This window comes from Candidatus Manganitrophus morganii (genome assembly GCA_021651055.1).
GTDB lineage: Bacteria > Nitrospirota > Nitrospiria > SBBL01 > Manganitrophaceae > Manganitrophus > Manganitrophus morganii.
In genome coordinates this window covers 3,361,083-3,377,730 of sequence record JAJHOH010000001.1, presented here as the reverse complement: position 1 = coordinate 3,377,730, position 16,648 = coordinate 3,361,083, and the positions used below count along the sequence as shown (strand labels likewise).

Annotated in this window: 8 protein-coding genes; 1 reads left to right on the top strand and 7 read right to left on the bottom strand. The window is 50.1% G+C overall.

Translation table 11 applies throughout. The annotated features are described in order from the left end of the window. Nucleotides 1–189: 189 nt before the first annotated feature. The 6 genes from MCM46_15490 to MCM46_15465 all read right to left on the bottom strand — a co-directional run bounded on the left by MCM46_15490 (nt 190) and on the right by MCM46_15465 (nt 12,482). The gene (locus MCM46_15490; protein MCG3113218.1) at nt 190–4,407 is read right to left on the bottom strand and encodes a DUF3883 domain-containing protein; all 4,218 of its coding nucleotides are present in this window, start codon (nt 4,405–4,407) and stop codon (nt 190–192) included. Between the two features lie 565 nt (nt 4,408–4,972). Continuing rightward, nucleotides 4,973–6,505, bottom strand: a complete 1,533-nt coding sequence (locus MCM46_15485) for a hypothetical protein (protein MCG3113217.1) — start codon at nt 6,503–6,505, stop codon at nt 4,973–4,975. Beyond that, nucleotides 6,502–7,929, bottom strand: coding sequence for a toll/interleukin-1 receptor domain-containing protein (locus MCM46_15480; GenBank protein ID MCG3113216.1), 1,428 nt, complete (start codon nt 7,927–7,929; stop codon nt 6,502–6,504). The genes MCM46_15485 and MCM46_15480 overlap by 4 nt, the downstream gene beginning before the upstream one ends. Nucleotides 7,930–8,537: 608 nt before the next feature. After that, nucleotides 8,538–9,647, bottom strand: a complete 1,110-nt coding sequence (locus MCM46_15475) for a hypothetical protein (GenBank protein ID MCG3113215.1) — start codon at nt 9,645–9,647, stop codon at nt 8,538–8,540. A 65-nt stretch (nt 9,648–9,712) separates the two neighbouring features. Then, a complete protein-coding gene (locus MCM46_15470) occupies nt 9,713–10,771 on the bottom strand; it encodes a site-specific integrase (GenBank protein MCG3113214.1) in 1,059 nt (352 codons plus the stop codon). Between the two features lie 499 nt (nt 10,772–11,270). Further along, nucleotides 11,271–12,482, bottom strand: a complete 1,212-nt coding sequence (locus MCM46_15465; GenBank protein MCG3113213.1) for a site-specific integrase — start codon at nt 12,480–12,482, stop codon at nt 11,271–11,273. A gap of 659 nt (nt 12,483–13,141) precedes the next feature. On the opposite strand from MCM46_15465, the gene MCM46_15460 reads away from it, so the two are divergent. Next, the gene (locus MCM46_15460) at nt 13,142–13,549 is read left to right on the top strand and encodes a response regulator (GenBank protein MCG3113212.1); all 408 of its coding nucleotides are present in this window, start codon (nt 13,142–13,144) and stop codon (nt 13,547–13,549) included. A gap of 106 nt (nt 13,550–13,655) precedes the next feature. Here MCM46_15460 and MCM46_15455 read toward each other — a convergent pair whose 3' ends face one another. Then, entirely contained in the window at nt 13,656–15,443 is a 1,788-nt protein-coding gene (locus MCM46_15455) for an EAL domain-containing protein (protein MCG3113211.1), read from the bottom strand. Nucleotides 15,444–16,648: the final 1,205 nt, after the last annotated feature.

Sequence of the window (16,648 nt, the reverse complement as noted above, 5' to 3'; positions counted from 1 at the left end):
TTTAGCGCCCGGCGTTGCTTAACTGACGCAATTGGATAATGATCGAACCAGGGTCAAGGATGTCAAGGTAAACAGGGCCGTCGGAATTGCATTAGCTACTTCTTGAGCCCACGAGCCTCGGGGCCGTCTGCCATCATTTGGATACACCAATCTTTGCAGAACACCACTGGCTTTTATTCAAAAATGAATTTATTCTTCTAGCTCTGACACATCTTCACATTTGAACCAATCAGCTCCAGAGCCCTGTCCAAGATCGAAGCGGGGAAAAAACCGAACTGCCTTTGAGTTTAGGGGATTATTAAGAACTGCTAACTCGAATCTCCCTTTTCGCTTCGGGTCAACATAAACCCGGTAAATGAAATAGCGATCGGCCTTTTTCGGATTCCGCGCTTCCCTGACCTCATTTTCGGTGAGCTCAATATCGCCTATTCGGCTACTTCTTCCCTTAACTTCTATGTACCGCAATACATCGGCATCGTATATGGATTTGTTTTTCAAGGCTTCGTCGCGAATTTCCGCCGATCCTACACTAATTAAGTCGCATCCAAAACCCTCATCTCCATGCAAATGGCTTACCCGAATTGCAAATCTGTCATAACTGGTCTCGAAGGCTTCTACGATTTTGAATGTATCTTCCTCCGAAGCAAGCGGACCCCTTCCGCCACTGCCATAGTTGACGGCGCCGGTGATAACTAGTTTTCGTTTGGTTTGTCTAGGGAGTGGTCCCGAAATAGGATAGAATGTTGAATCCTGTTTTGTGATTGAATTGGGATCCTGAGCGGTCCCACTTTCTAAATCTCCTGAATTTCCCGGCAAGGTCGATGAGTTCTTCCGTGCCGGTACAATCGTCTCCGTAGATTTCGGCGACGGGATTGGCTGCGCATCATCCTCATTCTCTTTGAAGGATTCGCCAAATCGGGATTTTGCTTCCGCTAACTTCTGGCCAGCGTCGGAGCCAAGCCAAACACGCAGTACCTCCAGCATTTCTGCGGAAGTGCGACATGTAAGAATATTTCCGACCTCACGGGCAATATCAATACCCAGAAGTTCAGCGACCAGTTCCGCCACGATTAACCAGAAGGTTAGTCTTCCTGATCGGTCCTCCGAGTACTCTCCTACGACAAGGAGTAGTTTATCGATTACAATTCGCTCCCCTTCTTGGCTCAGCACATGAGATTCGACCACTCCTCCAGGCAGCCGAGCTGTTATCTTTATTTGCGAACATACGCGAAGAGTGGCCTCGCGGAGCAGACTCTGTTCACGTCCCCGCTCATCAATGGTGCGGTCGAGACGGAGAGCATATATATAAGGGATTGCAATCTGGAGATGTCGATTAGCATCTTCACTTCCAGGATCATAATTCGTTTCTTCCGAAATTAGCTCAAGTTGAATCTCTTCGGATGTAAGCGGTGAAATTCCAAAGAGTTGTTTTACCACTGCCGCGCTTTTTCTCCGGGGGATGTCGACCAATGGGATGTTAGCTTCGATTGCCTCGGTGATCGTGAGGTTTGCATTGTACCTTAACTGATCAATTGGAAGGTAGGAACTCGATCCTTTGAATTTACCCCACATGCGCCCGGATCTCAGAAATCTATTCCTGTGATCTGAATCCTCAGGCGTAACACCAAATTCCATTAGAGTGCGGTAAACGCCCGAGGCAACTGCGCCATTGGGATCCCGATTCGGAAGCATGAATAAGAGTTCATAGAGTGACTGGTCGCTGAGCGTTTCCAGTGACGACACCGCTCCTAGCCGGGTTAGCAGTGACTCCAGCGCCACTCGTCCGCCATGTAAGACAATTAACCTGTCTTTCAGGTCTAAACCGTGAGTTAAGTAAACCCCACGTAATACTCGGACACCGTGATGACTTAGCATCACCTCAGATGGTTTTTGTCTCTGATTTCCACCCACAGGCACCCAGGGCGTTTCGCGCAGGAGAAAGAGGGTTGCATTCGGGATCGGGATTGAGTGCTCTGACCAAAATCGGCGGTCACCTTCGACTTTGCAATAAAACATCCCCCTAGTATCGATCTCCTCCGCAATCAGCCTTGCTCCGGTTGATAGAAGATACGCGCCAATCGCGACCGGGTCGCCCTCCTTCAATAGTTGAACCCAACGATCTGGTATCTCAATTCCGCTAATATTATAACTCCGGCAGAGCCGCCGCAAATCTCTGGGCGTCTTACAAAGATGCCCTCGTACCTTTCTGGGATAATCTAGACGATCAATTGTAGCATTGCAGAATCTGTCGTAATCACTTCCAGAACTGAATAGTTCAAAGCGGGGGTGATCGTTTACGCCCAACGTCAACATGAACCTTTGAGCATCCTCCACAGGTAGGTCTTCTTCCAACCCATTAGTGGAGGGAGCGCCGACAAACTCGTCTTTGTTGAACTTTTCATATAATTTCCAAAGGATTTGTCCTCGTGGATAATCATCTCCCAGATAACAGTCAGTTGCTCGGCGCAGGGAACCCCGCTTAGTGATTACCTTAATACTTAATCCAGAGAGAACCTGGCGTTCTTCTTGAGATGCCTCATAGAGCCATCTCAGAAGGTCCCGCCATCGCTGCGCGACATCTGCAACATATGAAGGATCATCGCTCAAATTCCTTTCCACCTGTTCGATTAAAGCACGAGCTACCGTGTCAAACCGGTATTCATCCACTTTTCCATTAACGCCGTACAGTCTTCCCTCAAGAAATCGAGGTGTGGTCACATTCGAACCAGATAATAGACCTTCCTGGAACTCCCTGTCTAAGAAGTGGATCTCGGATACCCAGGGTGGCAGTGTTGGCAGTGCTTCGTTTGGAGTAAAGAAGCACGCCTTCCCGCCGATTAGGCGCCCATTACTTCCAATGAGCAGGTCGTTTACTCCGATTTCATACAGCTGACCAACAGCAAGTAGTCTTCCGATCATCTCTCCGGCCTGGGAGCGTTCTACCGAGAGAAGTTGGTTTTGGAGGCGATTCTTGAGTGTTGCAGCATCGAACCAGCTAAAAGTAAAGAGTCCCAGCAGATCTCTTAAATCACTTTGAGGCTCAATCGATAGTACCTCTGGGAAAAGATTAGGACTCAGGAGCTCCAGCCAGATTACGTGGGGCGGCTTCCGGACATCTGTAGGTGGGCTCAACTCACCATCAAGTCTTGGGAAAATAGCTCGCTTCGTGCACTCTTTGATTAATTCGTCGAGAAAGCCGAGGATCTTGAGTTCTGGATCTGAATTTTCGATTCCTCGGAGGAGATTCAAAACCCGACGCGGATCGGATGATGACGCTTGGATCTCAGCTACCTTGCCAACCTGAATCGCCAACTGACGCAATACTTCCTGATTCGATGCCTGCTTCACCACGCGGTTGCGATCGTCTGATGTTTCGAGCGTAGCATGTAGAACCATGCTGCAAGGCAACTGTTCGTGGGTTGGAAAGAACACACACAGGGTTCCCGCGGGATCGATCTTCGGTTGCTCCGGAACGGCAACCGCCACTTCAAAGTCCCTTCGTCCACCTGAGCTGGTATCGGCGATTTCGGCCGAGACCTGGCCGGTATGCCAATAAACATTCCAGCGTTCTGCGGTACCATTCCGACGCAGGATAATTGTGGCCTCATCGTCTTTATTATTTTCTCGGAAAAGCTCCCACTTTTGTTCGATATCACCAGTAATCTTGATCGATGTCAGGTGTCGACAGAATAGTAGGGAACTTGTCGGTAGTCCAGAGAGCTGCTCTATAATTTCTTTGTGAACAGTATCTCCTCGGATACCTTCCGGCAATGGAAGGACAACGACGGTGTCATATCCCTGGGCGCGGTAATTACGAGCCGTTTTGAGCCAAACATGATCCTTGGATGGAACAGCAGGGAATCGCATAATTGGCGCTGGGACACGCCCCATGTTTTCCCTAAACGGCCCAACGATATCTTTGAGTTCAGCGCTCTCTGCTGCTAATCTTTGAACCTCCTCAATAGCATAAGCGCGATCAAACATGACTTCATATTGACCGCTCGAAATGAGTGGGCAATCCGTCCAAGTTAGTACAGAGCGGAATCCAAGTCCTTTGGATCCAATGAAGCGGTTCCGCCCGAGTTGCTTGGGACTACAGTCACTAATAACTAATGAGGTAAGACCCTTCTTATTAAAGGGTTTCCCAGTATTCGCGACAATCAGCCGCTCGCGCGATGAGTCGAGTAGGAGCGTACAAGTCCCTTCCGCTTCTACCCCAGAATCATCTGCATTCTGCAGGATTTCCAGAATCTGCCGCCCTCTGTACCCGTCGAGGGCGCTATTTTCGCGGTTGTAATGACTAATTAACTCAAACCCTTGCCGGCGATACAGATCAATCTGCTGTGAGGCAAGTTCATTAATTTCCTGCCTCTCTGAACCTGGTGTAGTCCCAACGACTTTATCCATTTTTGACTCTGAATTTGTTACAGGCGATCCAGATTATTTATTTTTACTGAGTCACTAAAAGGACCATACTATAATTGGTAGTAGAAATAATTCCAAGGATACGAACATCGCTATAAATCTCCTCAAGACGGCTCTCCTGCAGTGTCACCTGCTCTTTCCTAGCATTAAACTTCTCAACCGAAACGGGCCCGGCTTCACGGCTCAAATCCTCATGTTCTTTAATACCCGATTCAAGCTCCGGCGACTCTATTGTATTTCCGGGTTCCGATACAAAAGATCAGTGTTCTTCTCTCAGTACCACTGGTTTGCGAGCGTCGAGATCCTAAATCGGTAATCAATGCAACAATGAGGTCTTTTGCTCTGGAATGGGCGGTGTTGGGGCGTGATCTGATTTTTCGCTGTTCAAAAGTTTTCGACCATGATTGTTTAATATTTTCTTGGAAGATTGCCGGGGGACTCTCTGCTGGGTCATACGAAGGGTTGTTAATTTGGCTCTCTCAAGAAATGAGGAAAAGTATACTCCCCTAAGGAAGGAGGTTCAAGCCTTGTTAGAGCAGTCCAGACTCTATATGTAAAACCGAAAAGGAAGAGGAGGCAGGTCCTTTCGGATCGGAGCTGCTGTAAGAATCTCACCTACCGAGTCAGCAAACCTAAGGGTAACCGGCTCCCCATCGCCGTAAATGCAGGCGTTAAAATTTAGTTTGGTTAACATCAGAATGTCTCGGAGCACGACGTCAAGGTCGGCTTCTCCTCGCATGATTTGAATTGAGAGCGGATTCGGGATTTCTCGGCCGGAATATGTCTGCAGACGGGGAACAAAACCTTTGGACCATAGGAAGCCATTGCGATCACCCAGTTTCCTGGCCAGGCCTCGCGGGACAGTGGTATCTCCCATCCTGTAAAGCTTCAGTCTCGAATCATGTCGGATCCGAATGCACACGACTTTTGAATCGTTTGGTAAAGCAGCGCTAAATCCTTCCCATTCTTCCTGTGAAAAGCTGGTCTTCCCATGAATGAAAACTTCCTTGGGCGCCTTACCGCCATGTGACGATTGATATGACGAAAGCACCAGTGCAAGAAGATTTTTCGCTTCTTCACGTGGTAAGTTGAAAGTTTTGGTATCCCGAGAGTACCATGGCCCTGCGGCTCCACGGAAAACCACACCATCTCCAGAATCAAGGAACATTTGTGCGCCAACACAGGCGTGCGACGGGGTCAGGCCTGTCTCATCGCGTTTGAAAACGATGCCAACGTAGCAGACACCCGGTCTTGGTGATCCTAATCTCCATGGCTGCCCACCTGCTTTGTAAAATGTCGATGTAGCAAGATTCCAGGCAACTCGTGCGGGGTCCTCTAACTGCCGCAAAGGTTGACCGTCGCTCTTGGTGAACTCCTCTGGCGCGATCGTCGTTTCTCTAAGAATCTGTACGGCCGCACGGTGTTCTAATAGCCGCGCCTTTAGCTGATTATGGAAGTTTTTCTCAAAGCGATAAACTTCGGCAGTTTCATTTACCTCCTGAAAAAGGGAAGGCGCCTGAAAAAACCGATGGGCTTCCCTGGTCGTCATCGATATCGACGATTTAACCTTCTCTTCGGGGGCTAATCTTGATTGCGGCCGGCCAAGACGATAGACCTCTTCCGGAATGACGACCATCCATAGATCGACGGGGGTCTCGCTTTGCTCGCGATTATAACGTACAATCGGATCCGCATAAAGTGAGACCGCCTGGTAGATTGCTTGATGGCGGTCGCTCTGTTTTATAGTGCGGAGAAGGTCCGTCTCATTAACTTGTATGTTTGCAAGTGGCTGAGCAGGCCAACGCGTTTCGAAGACTGCCTCGAAGCCTGGAAAGATTGTATGTTTCGGATCACCGGCCTTTTCAGGAAAAATTCTTCTCGAAATCTTTTTGACCCATTTGTCATAATGGCTAGAGCCCTTATCCGTGGCGATCAATCCAATCCGCAATGCGCCGCCTCTTAATGGATTAAAGTACGGTCCGAAAAGGAGCAGCCCATCTTTGGGATAAGTCGCACATTGTCCCATCCCAAAGAGCAGCTCTGGCTCGTCCAAAAAGAGGAGCGGGTCGATTTTGGTCACGATTCCTCCTCCGAAGAAACCTCGCTTTCGTCCAACTCCTCCTCGTCATTAATATCGGTAAGGTCATCGACCTCTTGATCGACAATGATTTCCTCCTCGTCGGCCTGAATCGACGTGTCAGTTAACGCAACGGGAGAATTGAATACGAAAGGCGCAGCTCCTAGCTCAATATAGCGGCCACCACCGACGTCTAGACGAATAGCGTCATTTCCTTGAGAGAGGTATGCAAGCAGCGCCCTTTGGAAATCCCTCCAGCGAGGATTCCACCAGTTTTTGCAGAAGCCGCGCCGCAACCGGTGCATCCGGGCCTCCGAATCCACCAGTGTACCTGAATCTTCGGAAAATAAGACATGGGCTTGAAGTTCCATCCGCCTCAGCTTACCAAGAATCGGTTTCACACTGACACCATAATGCCAATTTACCTTGAATTTGTCGCTATGCCCAACCAGTTGCCTCCGTCGCTTTTTTTTCTTCTCATCGAAAAACCAGAAGAAATCGTTTGGCATCAGACCCTTTGGGATAAACCAGACGGTCTTTCGGTTTGCGAGTTCTGTGCGTCTCAATTTTGCCTGCTCCATTGCAAGGTCCCAGGCCTGTCGAATCAGGTATAATATTCGATCGTGCGCCTCGTTAGGAGTCACTTTACGGTCGAAAACAACATTCCCGGTGAGCAGGTGTTCAGTGGAAACGGCGCCACCGTCTTCTAACGAAATCTGGTCTTTGAAGAGTTCAATTAGCATCTTGCGCGGCGCAAAACTTACCACATGCGTCCCGAGCTCGAACCAGGGGATGCTTCGATTCTTTTCGGTTACCGGTATAGGATCAGCCGCAGGAGGTTTCGTTGCGGTTTCCATCGCCGACGGTAGAGATAAAATGGGTATCCAGCTCGATTCAATGCGTTCTTCTTGAAGCTTGAGTTCAATTGGAGCACGCAGACTGGCCTTCCACCACAAAGATGCTTGAGCCGCGTCCGGCTCGGATACGCGGGGAATGCTTGAATCTTCTAAGGACTCGATTAACTGGGTGAGGCCTCCGAACCAATCTCGATTAAAGTCGAGGATGTTTTTTCCTGAAAAAAGAATAGTAACATCATCAAAGTTGAATTCATCTATCCTTATCGGGATCACAAATCCCGGACGCTTCTTCTCGAGATTGGAACCAAGCGTCCATTCCTTTCGAACCCCATCCTTCCCATGAGAGATCTTCGATATAATCGCGACCAAACGAATCGCTTCTTCTCGAATTGCCCGCTCTATTTTCTCCCAGGTTATATCGCCGCCCTTTAGACGCTGTAGATCGTACCAAACGTCATATCCAGTGAGGGTCAGTTTGGCCCCCAACCACCGGGTGAACTCATTATCCTCCGGAGTCGCATGGCTCAAAAAGATTTTATTCTTATTAGTCTCTATTCCGTTCTTTTCCACTCTCTACCAAAATTCCCAGACATCCCTCAGGCTTATGCCAGCGCAACAAAACAACGGAATATCCTCTTCTTCGGAGAAGTCTGTCTCAGCATGACCTTAAGGCAAGTTCCTAGCCAAAGATTTTCATACTATACTTTTTCGGAAAATTGGGCAAGAAGGCTTCATTACACCTAAATGGAAAAACCGCACGCTAAGGGTTGATTAGCAGTTAATATCAGTAATTTATAGCTACAGAAATTTCGTTTTAATAAGTGAGTTTCTCTGCCCACATTGATTCCGTGATTAGCTTTACGTTCCTCGACCGCCAGCGGCTCTTTATTCCTGAAGACCTGTGGGCGTCGGAGAGATCGCGCCACTCTGGCTTCATGTCATTTTCAGTGCAAAAATCCCGGTAGCAAGACCCAATGTTTATGCGGGTTCAGAAGTCTCTGCTCCGAATTATCCCCATAAATCACTATGTTTCTGTTTCCCTATTTATGCGAACTGTGTAAAGAGGAATTTCCAATATCTTGTAGAAGCAACGGCTTGCTTTTTTTCTCGGATCACTTGTTCTCTCCTTCAAGGGTCATAACACCAAATTGGCCCCGAAGAAAAAATTAGAACGCTCTTTATTTCTCAGGGGGGAAGATATCGTGAAAACCACGGTGAAGGCTGCTCGCCATTTTGCTTACAAGCGACGCCAGTCGATGTGCCGAATCTTGGGTTTCGTGCAAGGCCTGCTTCGGGCGTACGTTCGTATCGCCGCTATCAGAGATATATTTTTCGTCTGCCTCGCCGCCATTGTGTTCGTACACATGCCGCCGATGGAACATGCGTTCTGCGAACGCGACTTCATCGGGTGTCATGCCTGTAAGCAGATCAATGTCAAACACATTTTTAAATTCCTGTGACACAACCTTAAGGTTATGGAACCGCATCTTCTCCAGTCGAACCTTCCGCCTAGGAGTCATCGGGATCCGTAACACCAGCTCTCGCATGTAGTGGCCCGCTAAAGAGTCGAATGCTGCAACAGCATCCTTTACACACGCCTCGAAAGGTCCAACGGCATTAATTCGTGCACGGATTTCCCGGATGGTCTTGTTCTCAAAATGGTAGAAATCATTGCGGGTGCCGCACGTGCTGCAATAGCCATAGATACCAAGAATGTCGTTTAAGGTACCACATTCATTGCACTTGAACTGGTTCTGTTGGCCTTCTTCAGCATAATAGAACTTCGGCTTCTGCACGTCCCTTCCTACCGCATCGGCAACTGCGTCCATGTCGATGACGTATTCGCCGTCTTCCTTCGCAATAAGTCCTTCGCTCAACACCTCGCAATATTGAGATACATATCGGCGTTGCGCATCCGTCAAAAACTCATGGCGCTCTCCGCGAGTCCCGCAGTATGGACAAATCTGAGCGGGAATCGGGGTGCGCCAATAGCCCCCGCAGCGTTGGCATTGATGACCGAACATACCCTCGCTATCTGAGCCAATTAACACTGGGTAACAGCCGGGCACCGGCGCCGGGTTCCACGGTTGCCCTATCCCTCCCAAATCAATTTTGCCGATGGCAACACCTTGCGGAAGCGCATAGACACCGAAGAGTGCAACCGGAACCGGACGTTGATGCTTCCAGCCGACATTATAGATTCGTTGTCCATTAGGGCCGGTCCTAATATTGAAGGTAACCTGGCCCCCCGAGTGGCCTATCTCTTCAAATTCCTCACGCTCTGCCATGAAAGAACTTCCTCAACATACGGAAGACTATTTGGAGGGATAATCGAAATCGCCGATTATGAGTGTTAATTGGTATTCTTTTCGCCGACTCTATTCAAAAATGCAGATAAATCGACGTTACTCTTCACCTGCACTCGATGCTCCGCTCCGTCATTGAGTCGGCGGCTGAGATGGATATAATTCTCCGTGGTGGCGATCGTCGCATGCCCCATCATGTCCTGAACGTCCTTCAGATGTGCCCCGTTTTGTAAAGCATTTGTCGCCGCAAAATGCCTCATGGAATGAGGGCTGACCCGGGACCGATTGATCCCCGCCTTCCTCATATATGAGGTAAGAATCGATTGGATCCCTCGTACGGAAAGCCGACTTCCCTTCCGATCCGGCCGTTCAGAGAAAAAGAGAGGATCAGTCGCCTTCTTTTTCCCGGAAAGTTTAAGATAGAGATCCATCGTATCCGCCACGTCCTCCACCAGCACCACCGTCCGATCTTTCGCCTTTCGCCCCTTACGCTGAAGATAGAGAAGACCGATCTTCCCCCCTCTGGAATAATCTCCGACGTCTGCCCGATGCATCTCAATTTCCCGCACCCCCACCCGGACCGCCAGCGACACCAAGAGAAGATCCCGAAGGCCTCTGAGATTCTCCACCACCCCAACCGTCTCGAGCAGCCGATCCGTCTCCTCATTGCTCAGCGTATCTCTTCTATACTGTCTGGAGAGTTTCGGCAGCTTCACCTGGAGAGCGGGGTTGGCAAGAAGCATCCCCCCTTCCACCGCCCAGGAGCAGAACGATCGAAGTGCCGAGAGGTTTCTCTGAACGGTGGCCGGTGCGAGTTTGCGAAAGCGGGTCAGTTCCCGTTCATACTGCCGAATAAAGAGGGCATCTAATCCGGGTCGTTTTTGTTGGTTCCAATAGGAGAGAAAGTCGGAGATGGCGTTTCGGTAGGTGTTGAGGGTCGATTTGAAGAACTGCCCCTCTTTTTCGATGAGCCACACATCAATATAGGAGCTTAAATCCTGTCCCTTGAGAGGAAGGCGCCGGCCGGAGGATAAGTTTTCTGACTCAGATTCGGGCCGATCGGCCGTCGCAAGGCTCCCGTTGGTGTTCTTTTGATCCTCTTTCAAGGTTTCTGACCCCCGGAGAGAGCTCAAATCTCCGGGCTACGATATACCAGAGTGCCCTATAGGTCAATACATTTTATTGCGTGGAAGGCTTCTTTCCCGCAGTTACGCCGGCACTGACATTCCTATTTAGTATCGGCATCAATTCCCATCTGAAACCTACAATATCGAGGTACGGAAAACATTTAGCTACGGTATACGCTGACTTCGATTAATAACGGAGGACGACTACAGGAATTCAGCGCATAATCGGATGTCACATTCCTACGAATCAAGACCAGGTGCCGGCCCTCAACTATTCCAGGCAGGATGTACTAATTGCCCTCAATGCTGAGAAGAGTGGACAGGATTTTGATCACAGGTTGGCTTAATGGGATATCGCGGGTTCTGAAGTGATTTTGTATCGGGTAATCGGAGCTCCAGACGAAAGAAGCCAACATATTGGCGTTTTGCATCGCGATAGGTGTCAATTTGATCTTTGTTTTCTTGGGTGGCCTCGACATCAGGATAGCTCTCCTCTCCACAGCTCCCGGACCATCCGTTCCGCTGGATCTTCTCTCGGCTCCGCCGCCGCAGTCAACCTCCTGCCGTGGTTCTCCAGGGCCAGCCGAACCCGATCTTCCGCAAGATGAGCGTAGCGCGCCGTCGTAGACGGATTGCTATGATTGAGAACGCGCCCCACCAGAGGCAAGTTCTCCCCGTGAGTCACCATCCATGAGCCGACGCTTCTCCTCAGATCGTGCAATCGAACATCAGGCAGCCCCGCCGCAGTGCGAATCCGGACCCACGCCTTTCTGATCTCGACCAGCCGTTGCCCCGCCCGCCTGCCGCAAAAAATGAAAGGATTGTCCTTCTGCCGAGGGAGCGCGTCCAGGAATCTCATCGCCGGATCGCTCAACGGGACGTGGTGAACCCGCCCCGCCTTCGTCCGTGGGATTCGCAACTCGCGCCGTGAAAAGTCCACGTTGTCCCACGTGGCGTTCAACAATTCACTCCGCCTGCATCCGGTCAAAAGCGCCATCCAGAAAAATGCCTTCACGTAGACGTTGGATTCTGCGTTGATCTGCTCGGCCAGCTTCGGCAGCTCCTCCGGCCTTACCCATCGATCGCGTTTCTCTTCCTTGAATTTCTCAACTTTCCTCGCCGGGTTGGGGTGCCCCGCCGGGACGATCCCCCACGCCGCAGCCCGCTCGAACATCTTGGAAATCAACTCCAACGTCCTATTCGCCTCATACTTCCCCGATTCCTTGCCGATTCTGCTATGCAGCGCCGCCGCATCCGATACCGTGATGGATCTCGCCTTAAGATTCTTCCACCGTGGCAGAATGTGAGCATTGATCCGGTATTCGTCATCCTTCCAGCTTCGCTTTTTCTCCTTCGCGTGTCGCTCCAGGTATTCCTCACACAGATCCCCGACCGTATCCCCCCGCCGCGCCTCTGCTTTCATCTTAAGGGGATCGTCCCCCTGTATCACGCTGGTCAGCTTCACCCGCGCCATATCGCGCGCCTGGTCCAAGGTGAGGACGCCGTAATCCCCGATCTGCATCCTCCGCTTTCGCCCCTCGATACGATAGGAGATCATGAACGCCTTTCGGCCACTCGGGTAGATCCGGACGCCGAATCCCTGTAGAGTATCGTCCCAACGAACATCCCATTCATCTTTTTTGGTCCCCTCATAGCGGGATTGATCGATGATCCTCTTTGTCAACTTCATTGGTCTCCCCCCGGTGATTAAACGGTGACCAGCACGGTGACCAGCTTGGGGCTTGACCTCCTAACCTTCTCTGCCATCACCCAGGAGGTCCCAACGGTGACCATACGGTGACCACGGGATATGGTAAATCATGTTGGGGTGGCAGTCAACGACAAAACCTCAACTGAGTTATTTCAGTGGCTTATGGTGGGTGATAGTAGGTGGCGGTAAAGGCAGATTCAGGTTCGCAATCAGGAGGTCCGGGGTTCGATCCCCCGCAGCTCCACCAAATTTAATTCTTCTCCATAGGGGGATCGAACGAGGGGGTGTGGGGGAGATGCTCCTCCACGCTTCGGGGGTCACCGTCCCGTTATTTGGGACGCCCTAGGGGGCAGGCCCCCTGGGGAAGCGAGCTCGTCGAGCGCGTGAGATTCCCCCGCAGCTCCACCAAATATCATCACCCGCCACATAATTCTAAAAACCTGAGCCGTCCCTCGGCACAACAAGCGTACATTCTTGTACAAGAAGAACCGGTCCTAACCTACATGAAATACTCACCCATATTTCATGTATCTTCCTCTTTTCATCAACGAAATTGATCCATTCCGGGAAAGCTCCTCTTCATACCTTTCAGGCATGTCTCTTGCTCTCAATACCGATGTGAAAATTAGGAGATCGCTATGGAAACCCAAAACACCATCCTCATTGTCGACGATGAGAGCGGACCGCGCGAGTCGCTGAAGCTCATCTTGAAGCCGTTCTACAACATTGAAATCGCCGAAGACGGTCCGCAGGCGTTGGAAATCATACAAAAAAAGAAGATCGATCTGGTCACGCTCGATTTAAAGATGCCGGGGATGCAGGGGGAAGAAGTCCTCAGTCGGATCAAGGAAGCGCATCCGGAGGTCGAGGTGTTGATTATCACCGGTCACGGAACGCTGAAAAATGCGATTGAGCTCATCCGAAAGGGGGCCAGCGGATATGAGTTGAAGCCCTTCACTATTACCGAAGTCGTCATGAATATTTCCAAAACACTCGACAGAAAGAATAAAATGCAAAAACTCAAGCAGATCTTCAACCCGGGCTAGCGCCTGCTGGAAATCTTTCGCCTCGAATACCCTCGGATAGAAATGGTTGCTTGTAGGATGGCCCGCCAGGATGGAAGAGGAATCCACCGGAAAGAGGAACGACAACTTACAAATGTTTTCCTTCGGCCAAAAGCCGGGTGATCTCTTCCGCCGGCAAAGGCTTGCTGAAAAGATAGCCCTGCATCTGATCGCATTTCAACCCGCGTAAAAATTCCAACTGTTCGACCGTTTCCACCGCCTCGGCCACCACTTTCAGCTTCAATGTGTGGGCCATCGTGATGATCGCGGCCACAATGGCCGCATCATCCGGATCGGTCGTCACCTCCTGCACGAAGGACTTATCTATTTTCAGCGTATCGATCGGAAGCCGCTTTAAATAACTGAGCGAGGAATATCCCGTTCCGAAATCGTCGATCGAGATTTCAATTCCTCCCAGGTTCAACTCGCGCAGTTCGGCCATGGTGCTTTCATTGCTCTTCATGATGATGCTTTCAGTCAACTCCAATTCCAAATAGTTGGGATCCAGGCCGGTCTCATTGAGCACATGCGCAATAATGGCGATGAGATTTTGCCTTTGAAGCTGGCGAACCGATATGTTGACCCCCATGCGGACAAAGGGAAGCCCCTGCTTCTGCCACGCCTTGTTCTGCGCGCAGGCGGTGCGCAAGATCCACTCCCCCATCGGAACGATCAGGCCGGTCTCTTCCGCAAGCGGAATGAATTCGGCCGGAGAGACCATTCCGGCCTCCGGGGATTTCCATCGAATCAGGGCCTCCATCCCCACGATCTGTCCCGTCGTGAGATCGACCTTGGGTTGGTAATAGAGCAGGAACTCCCCCCGCTCCAAGGCATGGCGGAGATTGTTTTCCAAAGCGAGACGTTTGGTGGCATGTTGATTCATCGCCGGCGCATAGAGCTGGTAATTGTTCCCGCCCTGCTCTTTGGCGCGATACATCGCCGTGTCGGCATGTTTCATCAGCAGATCGATCTCGTCTCCGTCATTGGGAAAAATCGCAATCCCGATGCTGGCTGAAACGAAGATCTCCTGTCCCTTTAACTGAAACGGTTTCCCCAATGAGTCGAGAATTTTTTGAGAAACGCGAAAGCTGTCGGCCGGTTGCGCCAGATCATCCAGAATCAGACCGAACATGTCGTCTCCCAGCCGCGCGACGGTATCTCCCTCCCTCACCGTGGCGGACAACCGCTCGGACACGGCCTTCAGCAGGAAATCTCCCATCGCTTGCCCGAGCGTCTCGTTCACCACTTTAAACCGGTCGAGATCAAACAGGAGAACGCCGACCGATCGTTTATGCCAGGGGGCCCGTGAAATCGCCAGCCCCAGACGGTCCCGAAAGAGAAGACGATTCGGAAGGTTGGTAAGGAGGTCAAAGTTGGTCAAGTGGTTGAGACGCTCCTCCGCCTGCTTCCGCTCCGTGATGTCATGGAAGCACCAAACCCGGCCGATCCGCTCCCCGCCGATCTGCTGCGGCTTCGCGTACCACGCCAGGACTCTCCCGTCGATCAATTCCAACGTGCCTTGATTTTCCGAATCCGATTGGTTGAGCGCGTTGAGCCTTGCCGAAAAGCTTTCAGGGTCCTTGAGCGGTTTCAGGAGAGCGGCTATTGCTTTCTCCGGATCTCCCAAAGTTAAGACAGGATGAGGAATCTCCCACATTTCTATGAATTTTGAATTGAATAAGGTGACCGTGCCCTTCTGATTCACGACAAGAATCCCGTCGGCGGTGGCCTCGAGTGTGGCATTCAGCAATGAGAGGCTGCGCTTTAATTCCGCCTCGATCCTTTTCCGCTCCGCGATCTCTTTTTCCAGCGCTTCCTTATCCGCCAGGAGGCGGATCGACGCTTCGGCGACGCTGTCTTCCGAGATATCACTCACCTTCTCTTCTCCCATTTCGGTCGGCCATGGCTTGCGCTTTCAAAAATGACCCTTTCGGAATGAACTCGACTTCAGAACCGGGATGCCCCCGCCGAGGAATTTAAAATGTTGATTGATGCTTATTCAGTATGCCATAAAGCTGAAAGATGTCTATTTTCCTGAAAGACTTTCTATTTTTCAGCCTAAACTGAGACCTGTCTTAAGACACGATAGCTAAGTCTTTTTTTGGACTCCGTTAAGGAGGACGGAATCCTCTGTCAAAAAGCCAGGGAGCACCCCTGAGGACTATAGCTGAAAGACCGTCTAAAAATACCGCTCCGGGTATAGATAAGAAGAATTTCATTGACATTGTTGTAAATAGGTATATTGTCAAATTCTGCTTTTGGATTATCATCTGGTCTTGTAAGTTGGCGCAACGGGGGTGAACTTCCGCCCTCTCCACACCGATTCAAAACCCGCACAGGGAGGTGCTATGGGGAGGACTGTCATGCCGACAACGGATGCGTCGAGTATCCGGCTTATTGCCTTCAAAATTACTTCTCCTTTTGCCCATTTTTTCTGCCCCGATTCTCTTCCGTCAATCCCAAAGTCAAACATTACCATAGGCAGGAGATTAATTTTCTTATGGGATAGTTCACCTTTACTTTTATTCAATAATTGGAACAAATGAAATTTTGAATGACATTTGCATATTGATTCGCTCACTAATACGGTTAAGTATCCTAGTATAGAACGCAACACATCAATTAGTTGAATCGAGTGAAATGCAAACCATTTTAGATTCGGGAAATTACTATTTTAATCCACACGCCATCCCAGTAGTCTTAGCCGGTGTTTTCATGCTAGGCATCGGTTCCCTCGCTCTATCCAAGAACCGTAGAGGTATTAATAATCTCTCTTTTTTTCTAGCCACACTTAGCCTATCAATATGGTTATAGATATAGATGCATTGCAATTAGAATTTGCTCAGGAAATTAGACAAATTTACGGCCAGAGGGTAAAAATTCCGTTATGGCTGGGAATGACATTGGTTCCCATATTTGGATTTTTAGATCAGGGATGCAGCCGATTCACATCGGCATTTCTCGAACGGACCCGAGCTATCGTTCTGGAAAAACCGTTCGATCTCGCAGAGTTCAGCGGCTAGCGAAGTTGTCTTTAAACACAATTCAACCTAGCGATGGAGCATTGGATGAGAGAGGTAA